Source organism: Bordetella bronchiseptica (assembly GCF_900636925.1).
Taxonomy (GTDB): domain Bacteria; phylum Pseudomonadota; class Gammaproteobacteria; order Burkholderiales; family Burkholderiaceae_B; genus Bordetella; species Bordetella pertussis.
In genome coordinates this window covers 1515136-1535900 of record NZ_LR134326.1, presented here as the reverse complement: position 1 = coordinate 1535900, position 20765 = coordinate 1515136, and the positions used below count along the sequence as shown (strand labels likewise).

19 protein-coding genes and 1 other RNA gene are annotated in these 20765 nt (G+C 67.0%); 7 read left to right on the top strand and 13 right to left on the bottom strand.

The window, feature by feature from the left end; translation table 11 throughout:
• Window positions 1-28: 28 nt before the first annotated feature.
• The 12 genes from rfaD to gyrA all read right to left on the bottom strand — a co-directional run bounded on the left by rfaD (window position 29) and on the right by gyrA (window position 13875).
• Entirely contained in the window at window positions 29-1018 is a 990-nt protein-coding gene (gene rfaD / locus EL288_RS07185) for an ADP-glyceromanno-heptose 6-epimerase (protein WP_003813348.1), read from the bottom strand.
• Complete coding sequence (gene rfaE1, locus EL288_RS07180) at window positions 1015-1956, bottom strand: D-glycero-beta-D-manno-heptose-7-phosphate kinase (RefSeq protein ID WP_003813350.1); 942 nt, start codon at window positions 1954-1956, stop codon at window positions 1015-1017. Before rfaE1 ends, rfaD begins: the two co-directional genes overlap by 4 nt.
• Entirely contained in the window at window positions 1953-3176 is a 1224-nt protein-coding gene (lapB, locus tag EL288_RS07175; RefSeq protein ID WP_003813352.1) for a lipopolysaccharide assembly protein LapB, read from the bottom strand. The genes rfaE1 and lapB overlap by 4 nt, the downstream gene beginning before the upstream one ends.
• A 41-nt stretch (window positions 3177-3217) precedes the next feature.
• The gene (locus EL288_RS07170) at window positions 3218-3532 is read right to left on the bottom strand and encodes a lipopolysaccharide assembly protein LapA domain-containing protein (protein WP_003813353.1); all 315 of its coding nucleotides are present in this window, start codon (window positions 3530-3532) and stop codon (window positions 3218-3220) included.
• A gap of 191 nt (window positions 3533-3723) precedes the next feature.
• Window positions 3724-4083, bottom strand: coding sequence for an integration host factor subunit beta (locus EL288_RS07165; RefSeq protein ID WP_010928906.1), 360 nt, complete (start codon window positions 4081-4083; stop codon window positions 3724-3726).
• A 1-nt stretch (window position 4084) separates the two neighbouring features.
• On the bottom strand, window positions 4085-5800 hold the full coding sequence (rpsA, locus tag EL288_RS07160) for a 30S ribosomal protein S1 (protein WP_010926825.1): 1716 nt from the start codon (window positions 5798-5800) through the stop codon (window positions 4085-4087).
• 185 nt (window positions 5801-5985) lie between these two features.
• On the bottom strand, window positions 5986-6657 hold the full coding sequence (cmk, locus tag EL288_RS07155) for a (d)CMP kinase (protein WP_003813361.1): 672 nt from the start codon (window positions 6655-6657) through the stop codon (window positions 5986-5988).
• A 14-nt stretch (window positions 6658-6671) separates the two neighbouring features.
• Window positions 6672-8000 carry a 3-phosphoshikimate 1-carboxyvinyltransferase gene (aroA, locus tag EL288_RS07150; protein WP_003813363.1) on the bottom strand — a complete coding sequence of 443 codons (1329 nt, stop codon included), beginning with the start codon at window positions 7998-8000 and terminating at the stop codon, window positions 6672-6674.
• Window positions 7997-8896, bottom strand: a complete 900-nt coding sequence (locus tag EL288_RS07145) for a prephenate dehydrogenase (RefSeq protein ID WP_003813366.1) — start codon at window positions 8894-8896, stop codon at window positions 7997-7999. The genes aroA and EL288_RS07145 overlap by 4 nt, the downstream gene beginning before the upstream one ends.
• An 86-nt stretch (window positions 8897-8982) precedes the next feature.
• The gene (gene pheA / locus EL288_RS07140) at window positions 8983-10068 is read right to left on the bottom strand and encodes a prephenate dehydratase (protein WP_003813370.1); all 1086 of its coding nucleotides are present in this window, start codon (window positions 10066-10068) and stop codon (window positions 8983-8985) included.
• Complete coding sequence (gene serC, locus EL288_RS07135) at window positions 10061-11194, bottom strand: 3-phosphoserine/phosphohydroxythreonine transaminase (RefSeq protein WP_003813372.1); 1134 nt, start codon at window positions 11192-11194, stop codon at window positions 10061-10063. Before serC ends, pheA begins: the two co-directional genes overlap by 8 nt.
• Window positions 11194-13875 carry a DNA gyrase subunit A gene (gyrA, locus tag EL288_RS07130; protein WP_010926826.1) on the bottom strand — a complete coding sequence of 894 codons (2682 nt, stop codon included), beginning with the start codon at window positions 13873-13875 and terminating at the stop codon, window positions 11194-11196. Before gyrA ends, serC begins: the two co-directional genes overlap by 1 nt.
• A gap of 370 nt (window positions 13876-14245) precedes the next feature.
• Between gyrA and ompA the strand changes: the two genes are divergently transcribed.
• The 5 genes from ompA (at window position 14246) to ssrA (ending at window position 18183) form a co-directional block, all read left to right on the top strand.
• A complete protein-coding gene (ompA, locus tag EL288_RS07125; protein WP_003813377.1) occupies window positions 14246-14827 on the top strand; it encodes an outer membrane protein OmpA in 582 nt (193 codons plus the stop codon).
• A gap of 125 nt (window positions 14828-14952) precedes the next feature.
• A complete protein-coding gene (ubiG, locus tag EL288_RS07120; protein ID WP_033448326.1) occupies window positions 14953-15678 on the top strand; it encodes a bifunctional 2-polyprenyl-6-hydroxyphenol methylase/3-demethylubiquinol 3-O-methyltransferase UbiG in 726 nt (241 codons plus the stop codon).
• Window positions 15675-16352 carry an HAD-IA family hydrolase gene (locus EL288_RS07115; RefSeq protein ID WP_003813381.1) on the top strand — a complete coding sequence of 226 codons (678 nt, stop codon included), beginning with the start codon at window positions 15675-15677 and terminating at the stop codon, window positions 16350-16352. Before ubiG ends, EL288_RS07115 begins: the two co-directional genes overlap by 4 nt.
• Before the next feature lie 217 nt (window positions 16353-16569).
• On the top strand, window positions 16570-17754 hold the full coding sequence (locus EL288_RS07110; RefSeq protein WP_003813383.1) for an MFS transporter: 1185 nt from the start codon (window positions 16570-16572) through the stop codon (window positions 17752-17754).
• 42 nt (window positions 17755-17796) lie between these two features.
• Window positions 17797-18183: a transfer-messenger RNA gene (gene ssrA / locus EL288_RS07105) on the top strand.
• A 114-nt stretch (window positions 18184-18297) separates the two neighbouring features.
• Here the strand turns inward: ssrA and EL288_RS07100 are convergent.
• On the bottom strand, window positions 18298-19209 hold the full coding sequence (locus tag EL288_RS07100) for a LysR family transcriptional regulator (RefSeq protein ID WP_003813474.1): 912 nt from the start codon (window positions 19207-19209) through the stop codon (window positions 18298-18300).
• A 124-nt stretch (window positions 19210-19333) separates the two neighbouring features.
• Between EL288_RS07100 and EL288_RS07095 the strand changes: the two genes are divergently transcribed.
• On the top strand, window positions 19334-20308 hold the full coding sequence (locus EL288_RS07095; RefSeq protein WP_003821495.1) for a Bug family tripartite tricarboxylate transporter substrate binding protein: 975 nt from the start codon (window positions 19334-19336) through the stop codon (window positions 20306-20308).
• A gap of 34 nt (window positions 20309-20342) precedes the next feature.
• Entirely contained in the window at window positions 20343-20702 is a 360-nt protein-coding gene (locus tag EL288_RS07090; protein ID WP_033458814.1) for a DUF4286 family protein, read from the top strand.
• Window positions 20703-20765: the final 63 nt, after the last annotated feature.

The following is a 20765-nucleotide window of genomic DNA, read 5'->3' as shown; positions in this document are numbered from 1 at the left end:
ACCCGGGCAACTACCCGGGGCAAATCCGCTACTTCAGGGCGCGCCAATAGCGCACGTATTCCGATACGCCAGTCTGTACATCGCGCATCGGCGCGCTGAAGCCGGCCGCCCGCAGCCGGCCGACGTCGGCCTGGGTGTAGCTCTGGTAGCGCCCTTTCAGATCATCCGGGAACGGGATATAGCGCAGCAGGCCTTTCTTGACCAGTTCGGCCAGCGGCAGCGCCGCCTCGCCGCGTTCGGCGCGCAGGGTATTGACCACCGCCGCGGCCACGTCGTTGAACGGCTGGGCACGCCCGGTGCCGCAGTTGAAAACGCCCGACTGGCCAGGGTTGTCGAGGAAATGCAGATTGACCGCCACCACGTCCTCGACCGAAATGAAATCGCGGCTCTGCCCGCCGTCCTCGTAGCCATCCCAGCCGGCGAACAGGCGCACATGGCCTTCGGCCAGGAACTGGTTCATATTGTGGAAGGCCACCGAAGCCATGCGGCCCTTGTGCTGCTCGTGCGGCCCGTACACGTTGAAATAGCGCAGCCCCACCACCTGGGCGGTCAGGCTGTCCATGCGCGTGCGCAGCACCTGGTCGAACAGCAGCTTGGAATAGCCGTACACATTGAGCGGATGTTCGTTGGCCGGGTCTTCCACATAGACCGACGAACCGCCGTAGACCGCGGCCGACGAGGCGTACAGGAACGGCACGCGCTCGGCCTGGCAGTACTCGAACAGTTCCAGCGTGACGCGGTAGTTGTTGTCCAGCATGTAGCGGCCGTTGCGCTCGGTGGTGTCCGAGCAGGCGCCCTGGTGCAGCACGGCACGCAAGGCCGGCAGGTTGCCGCCGCGCACGCGTTCGCGGAACTCGTCCTTGTCGAGATAGTCGGCGATGCTGCAATCGACGAGGTTGCGGAATTTGTCGCCGTCGGTCAGGTCGTCGACGGCGATGATGTCCTGGATGCCGCGCCGGTTCAGGCCGCGCACCAGGTTGCTGCCGATAAAGCCGGCCGCGCCGGTCACCACGATCATGTTGATTCTCCTGCAAGTTCTGCGGCGGTCACCACCGACGTGCCCAGCTTGCCGACCACGATGCCGCCGGCCCGGTTGGCCCAGCGCATCGCGTCGCCCCAGGACAGTCCCACCGCGCGCATGACGGCCAGGGTCGCCAGCACGGTATCGCCGGCGCCCGATACATCATAGACTTCGTGCGCGGCGGCGTCGGCATGGTCGCGCCCCGCGTCGGTAAAGAGGGTCATGCCCTGCTCGGACCGCGTCACGAGCAAGGCCTCCAGGTCCAGGTCGAGGCGCAGCCGCTGGGCGCGCTCGGCCAGTTCGTCCTCGGTTTTCCAGCGCCCGACCGCCTCGCGCATTTCGGCCCGGTTGGGCGTGACCAGCGTGGCGCCGCGATAGCGCTCGTAGTGGTCGCCCTTGGGGTCGACCAGCACCGGCAGGCTGTGGCCGACGGCGGCGGCGATGATGGATTCGACCCGGTCCAGCACGCCCTTGGCGTAATCGGACAGCACCACGATATCGTGCTGCGCCAGCTGCCGCGCCACGGCGGCGCTGATGCCGTCGAGCGCGGCCGGCTCGGGATGCTGCTCGAAATCCACCCGCAGCAGCTGCTGCTGGCGGCCGAGCACGCGCATCTTCAGCGTGGTCGGGTGCTCGGTGTCGGATACCAGATCGGTGCGCACGCCCTCTTCGGCGGCCATGCGCTCGATGCGGTGGCCGACCTCATCGGCGCCGACCACCCCGATCAGCGTCACCTGGGCGCCCAGCGCGGCCACGTTGCGCGCCACGTTGGCGGCGCCGCCCAGGCGGTCTTCGCGGCGCGCCACCCGCACCACGGGCACCGGAGCTTCCGGTGAAATCCGGTCGACTTCGCCGAACCAGTAGCGGTCGAGCATGACGTCGCCCACGACCAGCACGCGGGCGCGGGCGATGCGTTCAGCGGGGTATTGATTCATTCGAGTTCTTCCAGGCGGCGCGGCGCGTAGGTTTCCCAGGAATTGCAGCCGGGGCACTGCCAGTAAAAGCGGCGCGCCTGGAAGCCGCAACTGCGGCAGGCATAGCGGTCCAGGCGCTGGGTATGTTTATGGATGAGGCTGCGCAGCAGGGTCAGGTCGGCCCCGGTCACGGGCCCGGCGTCGGCGGGCGCGCCGGGCGAGGCCAATTCGGCCTCGAGCAGGCGGTCCAGGCCCAGCAGGGACGGATGATGGCGCAGCGCCTCGCGCGCGAACGCCCACGCGGGCGCCGAGCCCTGCTGCACGCGCAGCTCGCGGAACACCACGTTGAAGAGGTCCAGCGAGGCGTGCCGCTGGTACTGCTGCTGCAGCATCGCCAACCCGGCGGCGGCCTGGTCGGCCTGCCGGTAGTTCGTCAGCAGCGCCTCGGCCACCAGCCCGGCGAATTCGGGCGCCTGGGTGAGAATGGATTCGAGATACAGGCGCTCGCGCTTGGGATCGCTCTCGAGGGCGGCCAGGCGCGCGCGCAGCATGGCGGTGCGCACCAGCGACGCCTTGGCTGGCGCCGCGTTGCCGCGCTCGACCATGCCGGCGGCGTGGTCGGCCGCGTCCAGCGCGGCATGGGCGGCGTCGAAATCCACCGGCTTGGCCGTCAGCGCGGCCTGCGCCTGCTCGCAGTAGTAGTGCACGATCTGCGGCACGGGCTCGTCGACCAGCCCGTGCAAGGTCTTGACCGCCTCGATGGCGCGCGGCCAGTCGTGCTCGGATTCGTAGATACGGATCAGCGAACGCAGCGCGGGCAGCGCGTAGCGGGTGTCCTTGAGCTGCTCGAACGCCCCTTCGGCGCGGTCCAGCATGCCGGCCTTCAGGAAATCCTGCGCCAGTTCGTGCTGCGCGTGTTCGCGCTCGGCCACCGGCAGATCGGAGCGGCTCAGCAGGCTCTGGTGCACGCGGATGGCGCGCTCCATTTCGCCGCGCCGGCGAAACAGGCTGCCCAGGGCGAAGTGCAGCTCGGTGGTTTCGGGATCCAGCTTGGCGACCTCGACGAACGCGTCGATCGCCCGGTCGGGCTGCTCATTGAGCAGGAAGTTCAGGCCGCGGAAGTACGAATCGGGCAGCGTGCGCGTCTCGCGCAGCATCTGCCGGAAGTCAAAGCGCGCCGCCAGCCAGCCCAGCGCGAACAGCACCGGCACGAATATCAGCCACCAGGGTTCAAAATCCACAGCGCGGGCTCTCGGTAGGAAAAAGGGACACGGGCCCCGGGTTACAGCGGCGACATCGGCGCGACGGCCTCCGGCGTGACGACCGGCGGCGTACCGCTGGCGGCCGCCTGCAGGCGCTCGACCTCGCGGCGCAGGCGCAGGGCCTCGCGGCGGCGGCGCATGGCGGCGGGTACGGTCAGCAGCAGCCCGAACAGGGCCCCGACGACGAACACGACCAGCATGACGACGATCAGCGGCACGTCGTGCACCACGTAATCGGCGTAGAAAGTCACGGCGACGGGATTGGTGTTCTTGAGCGCGAACATCAGAACCGCCACAAACACGAGCAATCGCAGGGCCCAGACCAGGTAGCGCATGACGCATGCTCCAAAGAATTCAAGACGAGTAATTGTAAGCGGAAGCGGCGCCCTTGCCGCGCCCGGCGGCACATGCGCGGGCCGTCTTTTTCACCGCGCCGCGCCGCCGGCCCGAAAAAACAAAGCCCCTTGAACAAGCAAGGGGCTTTGCCGGTACAACGCCAACCACGCGGGACGCCCTGCGCGGCACATCAGTGCATGGCATGCATATCCATGACCGATTGCAGCGGGTCGGACGACCCGTTGGACGAGTCGTCGCCCTGATCGTTGCCAACCAGATCGACCCGCTCGCGCAGCTCCTTGCCGGCCTTGAAGTGCGGCACCTGCTTGCCAGGTACCAGCACTTGTTCGCCCGACTTCGGATTGCGCCCGATACGGGGGGAGCGCTGCGACAGCGAGAAGCTGCCAAACCCGCGGATTTCGATGCGCTGACCCGAGGCCAGGGCCTGGGTCATTGCATCGAGCATGGTCTTGACAGCGTAATCGGTGTCGCGGGCGGCCAGCTGAGGATAGCGGGCCGCCAACGCGGCGATCAGCTCCGACTTGGTCACGTCAACCGTCGTTGCGCTGTTGGTCCAGCTTGGCCTTGAGCAGCGCGCCCAGGTTCGTCGTACCCGACGAAGCGCTCGCCTCGGACATGCGCTGGATGGTTTCGGCCGTCTCGGCGTTATCGCGGGCCTTGATCGACAGCTGGATCGAACGCGCCTTGCGGTCGATGTTGACGATCATGGCTTCGATGTTCTCGCCAGCCTTCAGCACGGTGGTGGCGTCCTCGACGCGGCCCGAGGAGATCTCGGAAGCGCGCAGGTAGCCTTCCACGTCCACCGACAGGGTGATCACGGCGCCCTTGGGCTCGACCGACTTGATGGTGCCCGGAACAACGGCGCCCTTGTCGTGCGTGGCAACGAAGTTGTTGAACGGGTCGCCTTCGAGCTGCTTGATACCCAGCGAGATGCGCTCTTTGTCGGTATCGATGCCCAGCACCACGGCTTCCAGCTCGTCGCCCTTCTTGAAGTTGCGCACGGCTTCCTCGCCCGATTCCGTCCACGACAGGTCGGACAGGTGGACCAGGCCGTCGATGCCGCCGGGCAGGCCGACGAACACGCCGAAGTCGGTGATCGACTTGATGGCGCCGCGGACCTTGTCACCACGCTTGAAGTTGGTGGCGAACTCTTCCCACGGGTTCTGGCGGCACTGCTTCATGCCCAGCGAAATGCGGCGACGGTCTTCGTCGATTTCCAGGACCATGACTTCGACTTCTTCGCCCAGGGTCACGACCTTGCGCGGATCGACGTTCTTGTTGGTCCAGTCCATTTCGGACACGTGCACCAGGCCTTCGATGCCGGCTTCGACTTCGACGAACGCGCCGTAGTCGGTCAGGTTGGTGACCTTGCCGAACAGGCGGGTGCCCTGCGGATAACGGCGAGCCAGGCCCACCCACGGATCTTCGCCCAGCTGCTTGACGCCCAGGGAGACGCGGCTCTTTTCCTGGTCGAACTTGAGCACCTTGGCTTCGACTTCCTGACCCACTTGCAGGACTTCGGACGGGTGACGCACGCGGCGCCAGGCCATGTCGGTGATGTGCAGCAGGCCATCGATGCCGCCCAGGTCGACGAACGCGCCGTAGTCGGTGATGTTCTTGACCACGCCCTTGACCACCGCGCCTTCGTGCAGCGTCTCGAGCAGCTTCTGGCGCTCTTCGCCCATGCTGGCTTCCAGCACCTGGCGGCGCGACAGCACGACGTTGTTGCGCTTGCGGTCCAGCTTGATGACCTTGAATTCGAGGGTCTTGCCTTCGTACGGCGTGGTGTCCTTGACCGGGCGCAGGTCGACCAGCGAACCGGGCAGGAACGCGCGGATGCCGTTGGTCATGACGGTCAGGCCGCCCTTGACCTTGCCGGTGATCGTGCCGGTGACCAGCTCGCCGTTCTCGAGGGCCTGCTCCAGTTGCAGCCAGGCCGACAGACGCTTGGCGCGGTCGCGCGACAGGATGGTGTCGCCGTAGCCGTTCTCCAGCGAATCGATCGCCACCGAGACGAAGTCGCCGGGTTGAACTTCGAGTTCGCCCTGGTCATTGAGGAACTCTTCCAGGGGAATCAGCGCTTCGGACTTCAGGCCGGCGTTGACGACCACGAAATTGTGATCGACGCGCACGACTTCGGCACTGATGACCTCGCCGGACTTCATGTCCTGGCTCTTGAGGCTTTCTGCGAACAGGTCGGCGAAGTTTTCGCCGCCAACGATGGCGGAGGTGGAAACGGAAGACATTAGGTTGGAATCCATTTGGCCGGGATTGGCCGTTCAAAACACACCGCAACGGATTGCCCGCAGCAGTGGAGTGGTAAAACCTGCCGGCTTCGCCGGCCCTTGCGGGGTGTCCCGTGGGGGCTGGAGATTGGCCGTCAGGGCCTCAAACAGGTACTGAGGTACTGCCCAAACAACACGCGCCGTGGCTAGGCGCGCCAGAAATCCAGCACGGCCTGTACGGTCTGTTCGATGGTCAGGCCGGAAGAATCCAGCACATGCGCATCGGCAGCCGGGGCAAGCGGTGCCACCGCACGCTGCGTGTCGCGCGCATCGCGTTCACGCATATCGCGTAGCAGGTCATCTAGATTAGCAGAAATTCCCTTTTCGATCAACTGCTTACAGCGTCTTTGCGCGCGCGCCTCGACATCGGCCACCAGAAATATTTTCAGGGACGCATCAGGAAACACGACCGTCCCCATGTCGCGGCCGTCGGCGACCAGGCCCGGCGGCTGCCGGAAAGCCCGCTGGCGCTCCAGCAAGGCCTGACGAACGCCCGGGTAGGCGGCGATGCGCGAAGCGTAGTTTCCGACCTCTTCCTGGCGGATTTCGTGCCCGGCATCCCGCCCTTCCAGGTAGACATGCGGCCCGTCGAACCGTACGTCCAGCGCCTGGGCCACGGCGGCCACCGCCGGTTCGTCGGTGGCCGGCAGGCCGCGCCGCAACGCGGCCAGGGCGGTCAGCCGGTACAGGGCGCCGCTGTCGAGCACGTCCCAGCCCAGCTGCTTGGCCACCCGGTGCGCGATGGTGCCCTTGCCGGAAGCCGTGGGGCCGTCGATGGTGATGACCGGCGCGGCGCCGGCGGATGCGGAAATAGCCATGGGGCAGGCGCCGTTCAGTCCCGCGCGGCCAGCAGGCCCGCGTACACGTCGAAATAATCGGGGAAAGTCTTGCTGACGCAGCCCGGATCCAGGATGCGCACCGCAGCCGGACCGAACGCGGCCAGCGAGAAGCACATGGCCATGCGGTGGTCGTCCCAGGTGCCGATGTGAGCGTCGCGCCAGCCGCCGGGCGCCGGCGGCGCCACCTCCAGCCAGTCCGCCCCGCTTTGCACGCCCGCCCCCAGCTTCTCCAGCTCGGTGTGCATGGCGTGGATGCGGTCGGTCTCCTTGACGCGCCAGCTGCCGATGTTGCGCAGGCGGCATGGGCCGTCGGCGTACAGCGCCAGCGTCGCGGCCGTCATGGCGGCGTCGGGAATCAGGTTGAAGTCGGCGTCGAACGCCTTCAGGCGTCCGCCCTCGGCCACCCGCACGCCGCGCGTCTCGATCCAGCCCGGGCCATAGCGCACGTCGGCGCCCATCGCCGCCAGCGTCGCGGCGAACGCCACGTCGCCCTGGATGCTGTCCTCGCCCACGCCGGTGACGCGCACCGGCCCGCCGCCGATGGCGCCCAGGGCCAGGAAGTACGACGCCGTCGAGGCATCGCCCTCGATCGCCATGCGGCCCGGGCCGCGGTAGGCCGCATCGCGCGCGATCGTGAAGGCGCGCCAGCCGTCGCGCCGCACCGACACGCCAAAACGCGCCATCAGATTGAGCGTGATCTCGATATAGGGTTTGGAAATCAGCTCGCCCACCACCTCGATGGTGATGTCCTGGCCGCTGCGCCGAGCCAGCACGGGGGCGGCCATCAGCAAGGCGGTCAGGAACTGGCTGGACACCGAGCCCTCCACCCGCACCGGCCCGTCGACGCGAATGCTGCCGCCGCCGATGCGCAGCGGCGGATACCCCGCCTGCCCCAGATATTCGATCCCGGCGCCGAACTGGCGCAAGGCGTCGACCAGGTCGCCGATGGGCCGCTCGTGCATGCGCGGCACGCCGGACAGGCGGTAATCGCCGCCCATCAACGCCAGCGCCGCGGTCAGCGGCCGGAACGCGGTGCCGGCGTTGCCCAGGAACAGCTCGGCCTGTTCGGTCGGAAAGCGCGCCACGCCTTCGATGGTCACGCAGCCATCGGCCACCTCGCCCACCGATACGCCCAGCTGGCGCAACGCGGCCAGCATGACGCGGGTGTCATCGGAATCGAGCAGGCCCGTGATTTCGGTGCTGCCTTCGGCCAGCGCGGCCAGCAGCAATACCCTGTTGGAGATGCTCTTGGAACCCGGCAGGGCCACCTCGCCGCGCGCCAGGCGCGCCGCGGGCAGGTCGAGATATGCCAATCCGCTCATTTGGAATCCTTGCGCCAATTGCGCCGCGCGTGCGCCGCGCGCTCCAGCAAGGCCTGCAGGCCCGCGCCGTCGCCGGCGCCCAATGCCTGCTCGGCCTCGTCGAGCACCCGTCGCAGGGCCGCCAGCTCGGACTGCATGGCGGCCTGGTTGGACAAAAAGATATCGCGCCACATTTCCGGCGAACCGGCCGCGATGCGCGTGAAATCCCGAAAACCGCTGCCGGCCAGATCCATGCGCGCCTGGGCGTCATCGGAGCCGGCCACCTGGGCCATGTAGACGGCGGCCAGGAAGTGCGGCATGTGGCTGACCGAAGCCAGCAGCCGGTCGTGCGCCACGTCGTCCATCTCGACCACGTGCGCCCCGCATGCGTGCCAGCAGGCGCGCACGCGCGCCACCGATGCGGCCGCGTTCTCCGGCAGGGGCGTAAGCACTACCGCACGCCGTACGTACAGCCCCGCGTCGGCCGCCTCGGGCCCGGTGCGCTCGCCTCCGGCGATCGGATGCCCCGGCACGAAACAGGAAACCTGCTCGCCCAGCGCCTGACGCGCCGCCATGACGACCTGCGATTTGGTGCTGCCGGCATCGGTCAGCAGGCAGCCCGGCCGCAGATGGTCGCGCATGCGCGCCAGCATCGCGCCCAGCCCGCCCACCGGGGTGGACAGCAGCACCAGGTCTGCGCGCGCCGCCGCTTCCTCGGGCGAGACGGCCTCGTCGATCAGGCCCAGCTCGCGCGCACGCGCCAGCGACGCCGGGTTGCGGCCCACGCCGAGAATGGTGCCGACCTGCCCGGCGTGGCGCAACGCGGCGGCGAACGAGCCACCGATCAAGCCTACGCCGGCCACAGCCAGCACGGGGACCAGGGGCCCCTGCCCGTTTGCCGAATTGTTCGCGCTCATACCTGCAGAAAAACAATATGGCAGCGCCGGACGGACACACGCTCCGTCACGCCGGCCGCCTGGTGTGCGTCAACCACGCCGTGGCCCTATTGCGCCGGATACGAACCCAGCACCTTGAAGAAGGCCACCTGCGCCTGCAATGCCGCCAGTGCGCGGGCCACGTTCGCGTCATCGCGATGGCCCAGCACGTCGACGTAGAAATAGTATTCCCACTGGCCCGTGCGCGCCGGGCGCGATTCGAAGCGCGTCATGGAAACGCCGTTGGCCGCCATCGGCGCCAGCATGTCATAGACGGCGCCGGCGCGGTTGGGCACGGCCAGGATCAGGCTGGTCTTGTCCTTGCCGCTGCTCAATGGCTCGATATGGCCGACAGCCAGGAAGCGCGTGCGGTTCTGCGGATCGTCCTGGATGCCGGCGGCCACGACGCGCAGGTTCCAGGCCGGCGCGGCGACTTCGCCAGCGATGGCCGCGACCGTCGGGTCCTCGGCGGCCACGCGGGCAGCCTCGGAATTGCTGGCCGCCGCCACGCGATTGAGGTCCGGGTAATGGCGCGTCAGCCATCCCTGGCACTGTGCCAGCGCCTGGGGATGCGCCGAGATCGTCTTGATGCCGTCCATCGTGCCGGACTGGCTCATCAGGCAGTGGCGGATCACCAGCGAGCGCTCGCCCAGGATGGTCAGCGGCGTGTTCAGCAGCAGGTCCAGGCTGCGGTTGACCGCGCCCTCGGTGGAGTTTTCCACCGGCACCATGCCGACGTCGGCCTGCCCGGCCTCGACGGCACGGAACACCTCATCGAACGAGGGGCATGGCAGCTGCTGCACCGAATGGCCGAAATGCTCGAGCGCGGCCTGTTCGGAGAACGAGCCCTGCGGCCCGAGATAGGCCACGGTCATGCCGCGCTCCAGGCCGCGGCAGGCGGACATGATCTCGGTCCAGACGGCTGCCACGGCGGCCTTGGGGAACGGCCCCGGGTTGCTGTGCTGCAAGCGGCGGATCACTTCGGCTTCGCGCTCGGGGCGCAGCACCGGGCCATCCGCGTGCGCGGCGTGCTTGACCGAGCCCACTTCCTGCGCGGTGCGCGCGCGCTGCGACAGCAGGTCGAGGATCTGGGCGTCGATGGCGTCGATGCGGTCGCGCAGCGGCCGCAGCTTGTCCTGCAGGGAATCATCCATGGCGGCGCTCGAACTCCTTGAGGTAATCGATCAGGGCCTGCACGCCGGCCAGCGGCATGGCGTTGTAAATCGAGGCCCGCATGCCGCCGACGCTCTTGTGGCCCTTGAGCTGCATCAGGCCGGCCGCTTCCGCGCCTTGCAGGAAGGCATCGTTGAGGGATTCGTCGCGCAGCACGAACGGCACGTTCATGCGCGAGCGCACCGCTGGCTGCACCGGGTTGCGGTAGAACGCGGAGCCGTCCAGGTAGCCATACAGCAACTCGGCCTTGGCGCGGTTGGCCTCTTCCATGCCGCGCACGCCCCCGTGCGCCTTGATCCACTTGAACACCAGGCCCATCACGTAGATGGCGAAAGTGGGCGGTGTGTTGTAGCGCGAGTGATCGGCCGCCACGTTGGCATAGTCGAACGCCGACGGGCAGATCGGCAGCGCATGGCCCAGCAGGTCGCGGCGCGCGATGACCACGGTCACGCCGGCCGGGCCGGCGTTCTTCTGGGCGCCGGCAAACACCAGCCCCGCGCGCGCGATGTCCAGCGGACGCGACAGGAAATGCGAGGACACGTCGACCACCAGCGGCACGTCGGGCGCGCCCAGGCTGGCCGGATCGGGCCATTCGGTGAACTCGACGCCGCCTATGGTTTCGTTGCTGCACAGGTGCAGATAGGCCGAATCCTTGCGCACGCGCCAGGTATCGACCGGCGGCAGCCAGGTCCAGGAGGACTGGGCCTGGCCGTCGATCTCGGTGGCCTCGGCGGCGCTGGCCGCGATCTGCGCGTCGCCGTAGCGGCCCGCCTCCTTGTGCGAACGGGTCGACCAGTGGCCGGTCACCACGAAATCGGCCGCCGGCGTGCTGCGCCGGCCCATCAGGTTCATGGGCACGATGGCGTTTTCGCCCAGCCCGCCGCCCTGCATGAACATCACGGCGTAGTCGGCCGGAAGTCCCAGCAGTTCGCGCAGGTCGGCCTCGGCCTCGTCGCAGATCTGCACGAAGTGCTTGCCGCGGTGGCTCATTTCCATCACGGACATGCCGCTGCCGTGCCAGTCCAGCATTTCGGCGGCGGCTTGCTGCAGCACCGCCTCGGGCAAGGCCGAGGGGCCTGCCGAGAAATTCCAGGGGCGAGCCATCATTACTCCGTAGGTTCAGTCGGTTCAGAATCCTTGCCCTGGGCGCCGGTATCGTCGCCGCCTTGGTCGCCGCCCTCTTCGCCGAGATCTTCGCCGCCATCCTCGTCATCGGCGTCGGCATCGCTTTCGACCACGCGCCGCACGCCGGACAGGCTGCTGCCGTCATCGACGCTGATCAGCGTGACGCCCTGCGTGGCGCGGCCCATCTCGCGAATCTCGGCCACGCGGGTGCGCACCAGCACGCCGCCGGTGGTGATCAGCATGATCTCGTCGGACGGCATCACCAGCACGGCGCCGACCACGCGGCCGTTGCGCGAGCTGGTCTGGATGGCGATCATGCCCTTGGTGCCGCGGCCATGGCGGGTGTACTCGGTGATCGGGGTGCGCTTGCCGTAGCCGTTCTCGGTGGCGGTCAGCACGCTCTGGGTCTCGTCGCCGGCCACCAGCAGCGCGATGACGGTCTGGCCCTCTTCGAGCATCATGCCGCGCACGCCGCGCGCATTGCGGCCCATCGGACGCACGTCGTTCTCGTCGAAGCGCACCGCCTTGCCGGCGTCGGAGAACAGCATCACATCGTGCTTGCCGTCGGTCAGGTCGGCGCCGATCAGGTAATCGCCGTCATCCAGGTCGACGGCGATGATGCCGGCCTTGCGCGGGTTCGAGAAGTCGGACAGCGGGGTCTTCTTGACCGTGCCGCGCGACGTCGCCATGAAGACGTAGTGGTCTTCGCTGAATTCCTTGACCGGCAGCACCACGGTCACCTTCTCGCCGTCGGCCAGCGGGAACATGTTGACGATGGGCTTGCCGCGCGAGTTGCGCGTGCCCTGCGGCACCTCCCACACCTTCAGCCAGTACACCCGGCCCCGGTTGGAGAAGCACAGCAGGTAGTCGTGCGTATTGGCGATGAACAGCTGGTCGACCCAGTCGTTCTCCTTCATGGCCGTAGCCTGCTTGCCGCGTCCGCCGCGCTTTTGCGAACGGTACTCGGACAGCGGCTGGCTCTTGATGTATCCGCCATGCGACAGGGTGACCACCATGTCCATCGGCGTGATCAGGTCTTCGGTATCGAGCTCGGTGGCGTTGACTTCGATTTCGGCGCGGCGCGTATCCTTGGCCGAGGTCGAGAACTCGGCCTTGATGGCCTGCAGCTCTTCGCTGATGATCGTGGTGATGCGCTCCGGGCGGGCCAGGATGTCGAGCAGGTCGGCGATGGTGGCCATCACGTCCTTGTACTCGCCGATGATCTTGTCCTGCTCCAGGCCGGTCAGGCGTTGCAGGCGCATGTTGAGGATTTCCTGCGCCTGGGTCTCGCTCAGCCGGTAGTTGCCATCGCCCTGCAGGCCGTACTCGGGCGCCAGGTCGTCGGGGCGGAATGCCGCGACGCCGCCGGCGGCGTCGCCGTCGACGCGGGCCAGCATTTCACGCACCAGCGACGAATCCCAGGAACGCGCCATCAATTCCTGGCGCGCCACCGGCGGGGTGGGCGCCGCCTTGATGATGGCGATGAAGTCGTCGATGTTGGCCAGCGCCACCGCCAGGCCTTCCAGCACGTGGCCGCGTTCGCGCGCCTTGCGCAGCTGGAACACGGTGCGGCGCGTCACCACTTCGCGGCGATGCTGCAGGAAGTACTCGATCAGCTGCTTGAGGTTCAGCAGGCGCGGCTGGCCGTCGACCAGCGCCACCAGGTTCATGCCGAAGGTGTCCTGCAGCTGCGTATTCTTGTACAGGTTGTTCAGCACCACCTCGGGCACTTCGCCGCGCTTGAGCTCGATGACCAGGCGCATGCCGTCCTTGTCCGACTCGTCGCGGATGTCCGAAATGCCCTCGATCTTCTTGTCGTTGACCAGCTCGGCGATGCGCTCCTGCAGGGTCTTCTTGTTGACCTGGTAGGGAATCGCGTCGACCACGATGGCCTGGCGGTTGCCCTTCTCCATGTCCTCGAAGTGGGTCTTGGCGCGCATGATGACGCGGCCGCGCCCGGTGCGGTACCCCTCGCGAACGCCCGTGATGCCGTAGATCACCCCGCCCGTGGGAAAGTCCGGCGCCGGGATCAGTTCGATCAGCTCGTCGATCGAGCATTCCGGATTGCGCAGGCAATACAGGCAGCCGTCGACCACTTCCTGCAGGTTGTGCGGGGGAATGTTGGTGGCCATGCCCACGGCGATACCCGAGCTGCCGTTGACCAGCAGGTTGGGCAGGCGCGAAGGCAGCAGCAGGGGCTCCTGTTCGCTGCCGTCGTAGTTGGGCCCGAAGTCGACCGTTTCCTGGTCGATATCGGCCAGCAACTCGTGCGCGATCTTGGCCAGGCGGATTTCGGTGTAGCGCATCGCCGCGGCGTTGTCGCCGTCGATGGAGCCGAAGTTGCCCTGGCCGTCGACCAGCATGTAGCGCATGGAGAAGTCCTGCGCCATGCGGACGATGGTGTCGTATACCGACTGGTCGCCGTGCGGGTGGTACTTACCGATGACGTCCCCGACGATACGCGCGGACTTCTTATAGGCACGGTTCCAATCGTTGTTCAGTTCGTGCATCGCGTACAGCACGCGGCGATGCACAGGCTTGAGACCGTCACGCACGTCTGGCAGCGCGCGCCCCACGATCACGCTCATCGCGTAATCAAGATAGCTACGGCGCATCTCTTCTTCCAGCGATACCGGAAGCGTCTCCTTGGCGAAGGAATCCATATATATAGGCGACAGAATCGTATGTAAGGATGAACCCGAGCCGGGTAAACAGGAAATTCTATCATTCGATCCTTTTTGCCTCCTTTGGGGCCGCCCCGGCGGGCTTGCTTGCGCGCTTCCCCGCCTTGTTGCCAAAAACCAACATGATCAAGGCGGCGAGCCCTGAAATGCTCAATATCCACGGTCAATGCAACGGTCTAGGGCAGCCAAAGCCACCCAAATGCCTTAAGATTGTTTCCAGCACGCAGGAGACCCAGTAGCGATCCTTTGAACCTGTTCTTGGCGTTGCTATACTGGCCCCGTTTTCCTGATATGCGGCGGGGGTTCGCTGCGAGTCACTTATCCAGCTTCAAGCTCAACGAGGAGAAACATGAACAAACCCTCCAAATTCGCTCTGGCGCTCGCCTTCGCCGCTGTTACGGCCTCTGGTGCAGCTTCCGCGCAAACCGTGGACAACTGGCGCAATCCGTTTGGCGACGTTTGGAAGAACGGCACCAATGAACTGTGCTGGCGCGATGCGTTCTGGACCCCGGCTACCGGCATCCCCGGTTGCGACGGCGTTCCGGTCGCTCAGAAGGAAAAGCCCGCTCCCATGGCCGCCAAGGTCGTGTTCAATGCTGACACCTTCTTCGACTTCGACAAGTCGACGCTGAAGCCGGAAGGCCGCCAGCTGCTGGATCAAGTCGCCCAGCAAGCCGGCACGATCGATCTGGAAACGATCATCGCCGTTGGCCACACGGACTCGATCGGCACCGAAGCCTACAACCAGAAGCTGTCCGAGCGCCGTGCCGCTGCGGTCAAGACCTACCTGGTCAGCAAGGGTATCGACCCCAACCGTATCTACACGGAAGGCAAGGGCGAACTGCAACCGATCGCTTCGAACAAGACGCGTGAAGGCCGTGCCCAGAACCGTCGCGTGGAAATCGAGATCGTCGGTAGCCGCAAGAACTAATTGCAGCGCTAGCCGCTACAATGAGGGGGCCTCGCATAGCGAGGCCCTTTTTTCTTGCCGCGCCCTTCCGGCGCGGCATGCCGTACCCTTATATAGAGCCGGTCGGCCCGCCGACCCCCGCGCCCATGACGACAGCCACCCAATCCAGCGCCCCCGGCGTCAACGTCGACCAAGCCGAGGTCGAGAAATTCAGCGCGCTGGCCGCCCGCTGGTGGGACCCGGAAAGCGAATTCAAGCCGCTGCATGCCATCAACCCGCTGCGCCTGGGCTGGATCCAGGAGACCGCCGGCAGCCTGAGCGGCAAGCGCGTGCTGGACGTGGGCTGCGGCGGCGGCATCCTGTCCGAGAGCATGGCCGTGGCCGGCGCGCAGGTCACCGGCATCGACCTGGCCGAGAAATCGCTCAAGATCGCCCGCCTGCACGGGCTGGAGTCCGGCGTGAAGGTCGATTACCGCGCCGTGCCCGTCGAGGAACTGGCCGCCGAGCAGCCGGGCCAGTACGACGTGGTGACCTGCATGGAAATGCTCGAGCACGTGCCGGATCCGGCCTCCGTCGTGCGGGCCTGCGCCGCGCTGGCCAAGCCCGGCGGATGGGTGTTCTTCTCCACCCTGAACCGCAACCCCAAGTCATTCCTGTTCGCCATCGTCGGCGCCGAATACGTTCTGCGCCTGCTGCCGCGCGGCACCCACAGCTACGACAGCTTCATCAAGCCCAGCGAACTGGCCGCCAGCGCGCGCCAGGCCGGCCTGGAACCCACGGGCATGCGCGGCATGGAGTACAACCCCATTACCCAGGTCTATTCGCTGTCGGCCAACACCTCGGTCAACTACCTGATGTCCACCCGCAAATGAGCGCCCTCATCCTGTTCGATTTCGACGGCACCCTGGCCGATACGGCCCCCGACCTGGCCGCCGCCGCCAACCGGCAACGCACTCGCAAGGGCCTGGAGCCCATGCCCTACGAAGCGCTGCGGCCGATGGCTTCCCAGGGCGCGCGCGGCCTGCTGCGCGCCGCGCTGGGCCTGTTGCCCGACCATCCCGACTACGAGCCGACGCGGCTGCAGTTCCTGGAAGACTATGCGGCCGAATCCACCGTGCACAGCCGCCTGTTCCCGGGCATCGCCGACCTGCTCGAGGATATCGCCCAGCGCGGCCTGTCCTGGGGCATCGTCACCAACAAGGTCACCTACCTGACGCTGCCCATCGTCGAACACCTGGGCCTGACGCGCGACAGCGCGGTGCTGGTCTGCGGCGACACCACCGCCCACGCCAAGCCGCATCCCCTGCCCCTGCTGCACGCGGCCGAGCAGGCCGGCTTCGAGGCCGGGCGATGCGTCTACGTGGGCGACGACCTGCGCGACATCCAGGCGGCCCATGCGGCCGGCATGCCGGCGGTGGCGGCGGCCTACGGCTACGTTGGCATGGAAGAGGACGTCACGACCTGGCAGGCCGAGGCGTGCGCCGCTTCGCCGCGCGAACTGTGGTCCGCCATCGAACCCTTGCTGCCCACGCGCGCCACGGCCTGATCTTCGGCGACGGCCGGCGCGGGCCTCATGCCCGTGCCGGCGCCACACCCGGCCACTGATTGTTCCATCCATGCGAACAGTCATGCCGAGATTCCCGTCTTTATCCCGTCACCGCATTCCTCTAGCGTAACGTTCCTGCGCCGGCGCCGCCCAGCCGCCGGCGCGTCCAACCGTTCCCCCCCCAACGCGCCCGCCTCGCCGGTGCGCGGAGAATCCTATGTTGTTGCCCATCATTCTGCTGTCCGCGGCAGGCTTTACCATTCTGACCACGGAATTCCTGATCGTCGGCCTGCTGCCGCCCCTGGCGCGCGACCTGCAGGTCACCGTGTCGCAGGCCGGCCTGCTGGTATCGCTGTTCGCCTTCACGGTGGCCGCCGCCGGCCCGGTGCTGACCGCCCTGCTGGCCAATCTCGAGCGCAAGCGCCTGTTCGTCTGGGTGCTGGTGCTGTTCGGCCTGGCCAATGCCCTGGCCGCCGTCTCGCCCAACATCTGGGTCATGGCGTTCGCCCGCTTCGTGCCCGCCCTGGCGCTGCCCGTGTTCTGGTCGCTGGCCAGCGCCACCGCCGTCGAGCTGGTCGGCCCCGCCTATGCGGGGCGCGCCATATCCATCATCGGCTTCGGCATCGTCGCCGCCACCGTCCTGGGCATTCCCATCGGCGTGCTGATTTCCGACGCCTTCGGCTGGCGCGCCGCCTTCGCGGTGCTGACCGCCGTGGCCTGGGCCAAGGCCCTGCTGCTGCTGGCCTACTTTCCCAAACCCAGGACGGGGCGCCAGAACCAGCGCCTGAGCACCCAGCTGCGCATCCTGCGCGACCCCAGGCTGCTGGGCCATGTGATGCTGTCCCTGCTTGTCTTCACCGGCATGTTCACCGCCTACACCTACCTGGCCGACATGCTCGAGCGCCTGGCCGGCTTCGACGGCAAGGTGGTGGGCTGGACCATGATGGCCTTCGGCGGCGCCGGCATATTGGGCAACTGGCTCGGCGGGCGCCTGGTCGACCGCAGCCCGCTGGGCGCCACCATCCTGTTCAGCCTGATCATGACCGCCGGCCTGCTGTTCGTCGCCCAGGCCATGCAGGCGCCGTACTGGCTGGCGCTCGCGCTGGCGCTGTGGGGCGTCGCCCAGGCCGCGCTGCTGACGGTCTGCCACGTGCGCGTCATCAAGGCCGCCCCGCAGGCGCCGGCCTTCGCCGCGTCGTTGAACATCTCGGGCGCCAACATCGGCATTGGCCTGGGCGCAGCCGTGGGCGGCCACTTCATCGACAGCCGCGGCCTGGCGTCCCTGGGCACGGTCGCAGCCGTCATCGTCCTCGCGGCGGTGGGCCTGGCCATCGCGCTGGTGCTGTCGCGGCGCCCGTCCACGCCCCACCCGGCGGCGCCCGCGCCGGGCGTCGAACCGTGAAGGCGCGCGGGCCGAATTAACGGTACAATGGGTGTCAACCTTGGGGCCGATCCGGATTCGACGTGGGTCATGAAACAGCTCAGGGCATGCCGAGCACCAGTAAGCTCGTTAATCCACTGGAACACTACAAACGCCAACGACGAGCGTTTCGCTCTCGCCGCTTAAGCGGTGAGCCGCTGCACTGATCTGTCCTTGGGTCAGGCGGGGGAAGGCAACTTCCCAGGGGGCAACCCCGAACCGCAGCAGCGACATTCACAAGGAATCGGCCACCGCTGGGGTCACACGGCGTTGGTTTAAATTACGTGAATCGCCCTGGTCCGGCCCGTCGATCGGCTAAGTCCAGGGTTAAATCCAAATAGATCGACTAAGCATGTAGAACTGGTTGCGGAGGGCTTGCGGACGGGGGTTCAATTCCCCCCGGCTCCACCAATTACAAGGGCTCGGATAATCTCCGGGCCCTTTTTCTTTCCGGACAGCGCCCGCCCCCGGCTTGGACGAGTTCCTGCGCCGCGAACCGGCGAGCGGCCGTCCGCGGCTCCTGCCCTAGCCCATGCGCTGGCGGATCGCGCGCCGGAAGTGGTCTGCCAGCGTAGTGTGGTGGTCCGGACTGCTCAGCAGCGCCAGGCCCGTACGGAATCGCGAGCCTGGGGCAAGCGGACGGAACGCCACGCGGTAGCCGACACGGCCCACGATGGATTGCGGAACCAGCGCGATGCCGGCGCCCATTTCCACCAGCGCCAGCACGGTGGCGGTCTGCGTGGCCATGTGATTGGCGATGCGAGGCATGATGCCCTGGGCCTGGAAGCCCTCGAGCATGAGCGCGCGCAAGGGCGGCGAATGTTCGCGCGGCGGCAGCAACAGCGGCTCGTCGGCCAGGTCGCGCAGCGAGATTTCCCCGGCCGCGACCAACGCATGGTCGTGCGGCAGCGCCACGCAGAAACCGTCCTCGTCCACCAGCTCGAGCTCCAGGCCCGGAAACGCGTCCAGCGGATAGCGCACGATGCCCAGGTCGAACGTCCGATTGTGCAGGCCTTCGACAATGCGATCGGTGGTGGCCTCGTACAGTTCGACGTGGACGCCCGGGTGGGCGCGCTGCAGTTGCGGCAGTGCCTGCGGCAGCAGGCGATAGGGGGCGCTGCCGACGAAGGCCAGCCGCAAGGTGCCGACGTCGCCGCTCGCGGCGTCCCGGGCGAGGAACGGCAGCCTTTCGGCGTGCCGCAGGATCTGCATGGCTTCGGGCAGCAGCAGCGCGCCGGCCTCGGTGAGCGTGACGCCTCGCCGTCCGCGCACGAACAGCCTGGCGCCCAGCCTCGACTCCAGCTGCGCGATGGAGACCGACAGCGCCGGCTGCGCGATATGAAGCTGTTCGGCGGCGCGGCGCAGGTTCAGTTCGGTGGCGACAACGCAGAAGTGGCGCAGGCTCTTCAGGTTCATGCTTGCCACGAAATCAGCCATATCGTTTTTATTATCAAATCAACTAAAAATAGTATTTTACTCATTATGGCTGCGTATCTAAGCTCTCGTTGATCCACCGAACCGGCCCGCTCCGGATCCGATATCGATAACGACAGGGGGAGACATGAATCGTAGACATGCACTGAAGGTCCTGGGCGCGGCAGCCCTGCCCGCGCTGGGCTGGCCGATGAGCGCCATGGCTGGCGAGTTTCCGCAAAAGCCCATCCGGTTCATTTCGCCCAGCCCGCCCGGCGGCGTGACGGACTTCCTGCCGCGCCTGCTGGGCCAGGAGATGAGCAAGATCCTGGGCCAGCCGGTGGTGATCGAAAACCGCACGGGCGGCAACCAGACCATCGCGACGAATTACGTCGCCAAGGCGGCCCCGGACGGATACACCATCCTGCTCGCCACGTCGGGCGCGCTGGCGGTCAACCCGCATCTGATCGCCGACATTCCCTATCAACCCCTGACGGACTTCGAGCCCATTTCCATGCTGGGCGGGGTCGCCTCGGTGGTGATGGCAACGCACGCGTCGGACGCCCGGACACTGGCGCAACTGCTCGAAGCCGGCCGCGGGAAGGGACGCAAGCCCGCATTCGGCCATACGGGCATCGGCACCTCTCCGCACCTGGTGCTCGAGGCGCTGAAGCAGGAAGCCGGCATCGACATCGTGGACGTTCCATACAAGGGAACGCAGCAGTTGTTCACCGATGCCAAGGGCGGGCAGTTCGAGTTCCTTTGCAACAACATCGGGCCGTCCCTGCCGCTGATCAGGAACGGCGACCTGCGCGCGCTGGCCGTCACGAGCCGCAAGCGCTCGCCGGCGCTGCCCGACGTTCCGGCCATAGCCGAAACGCTGCCGGGATTCGAGGTTCTCGGGTGGATGGCTGCCTACGCCCCGGCGGGAACGCCGGCGGACGTCATCGACAGGCTGGCCGCCGCGCTGCACGCCTCCCTCGCCACGGACGAGGTGCGCAAGGCGCTGGCCAATTTCGCCATCGACGCCATGCCGACGAGTCCGCAGGAAGCGAAAGACTTTCTCGCGGCCGAGTACCGCCGGTGGGGAGAGGTGGTGCGGCGCTCCGGCATCCGGATCTAGCGGCGGGACCATATACAACAGGAGGGGCAACAGCATGCAGGAATATCGATTGGTGGTGTTTACCAACCCGACGCAGGGCATGGAAGATCAGTTCGATGAATGGTATGTGAACCAGCATCTTCCCGACGTGCTGGCCGTGCCGGGGTTCAAGGCGGGGCAGCGCTTCGAGCTGGAGCAGGAACAGCTGAAGGCCGGCCCGCATCCATGGCGCTTCATGACGGTGTTCGACATCGAGACCGATGACTTGCGCCACACATTCGACACCCTGATCAGCCGCGTCAATACCCCTTTGATGCCCATGTCCCCCTCTATCGCGGAACATCGGATTGCCTACGCCTACAAGGCCGTGACGCCCAAGGTGCAGGCGAGGCCGCACGGACAGCAGCCGAAATAACAGGTTCCGGCCCAGCCCCGACCCGCATCGCGCGGCGCGGGGACCTGCCGGAGGATGGAGACA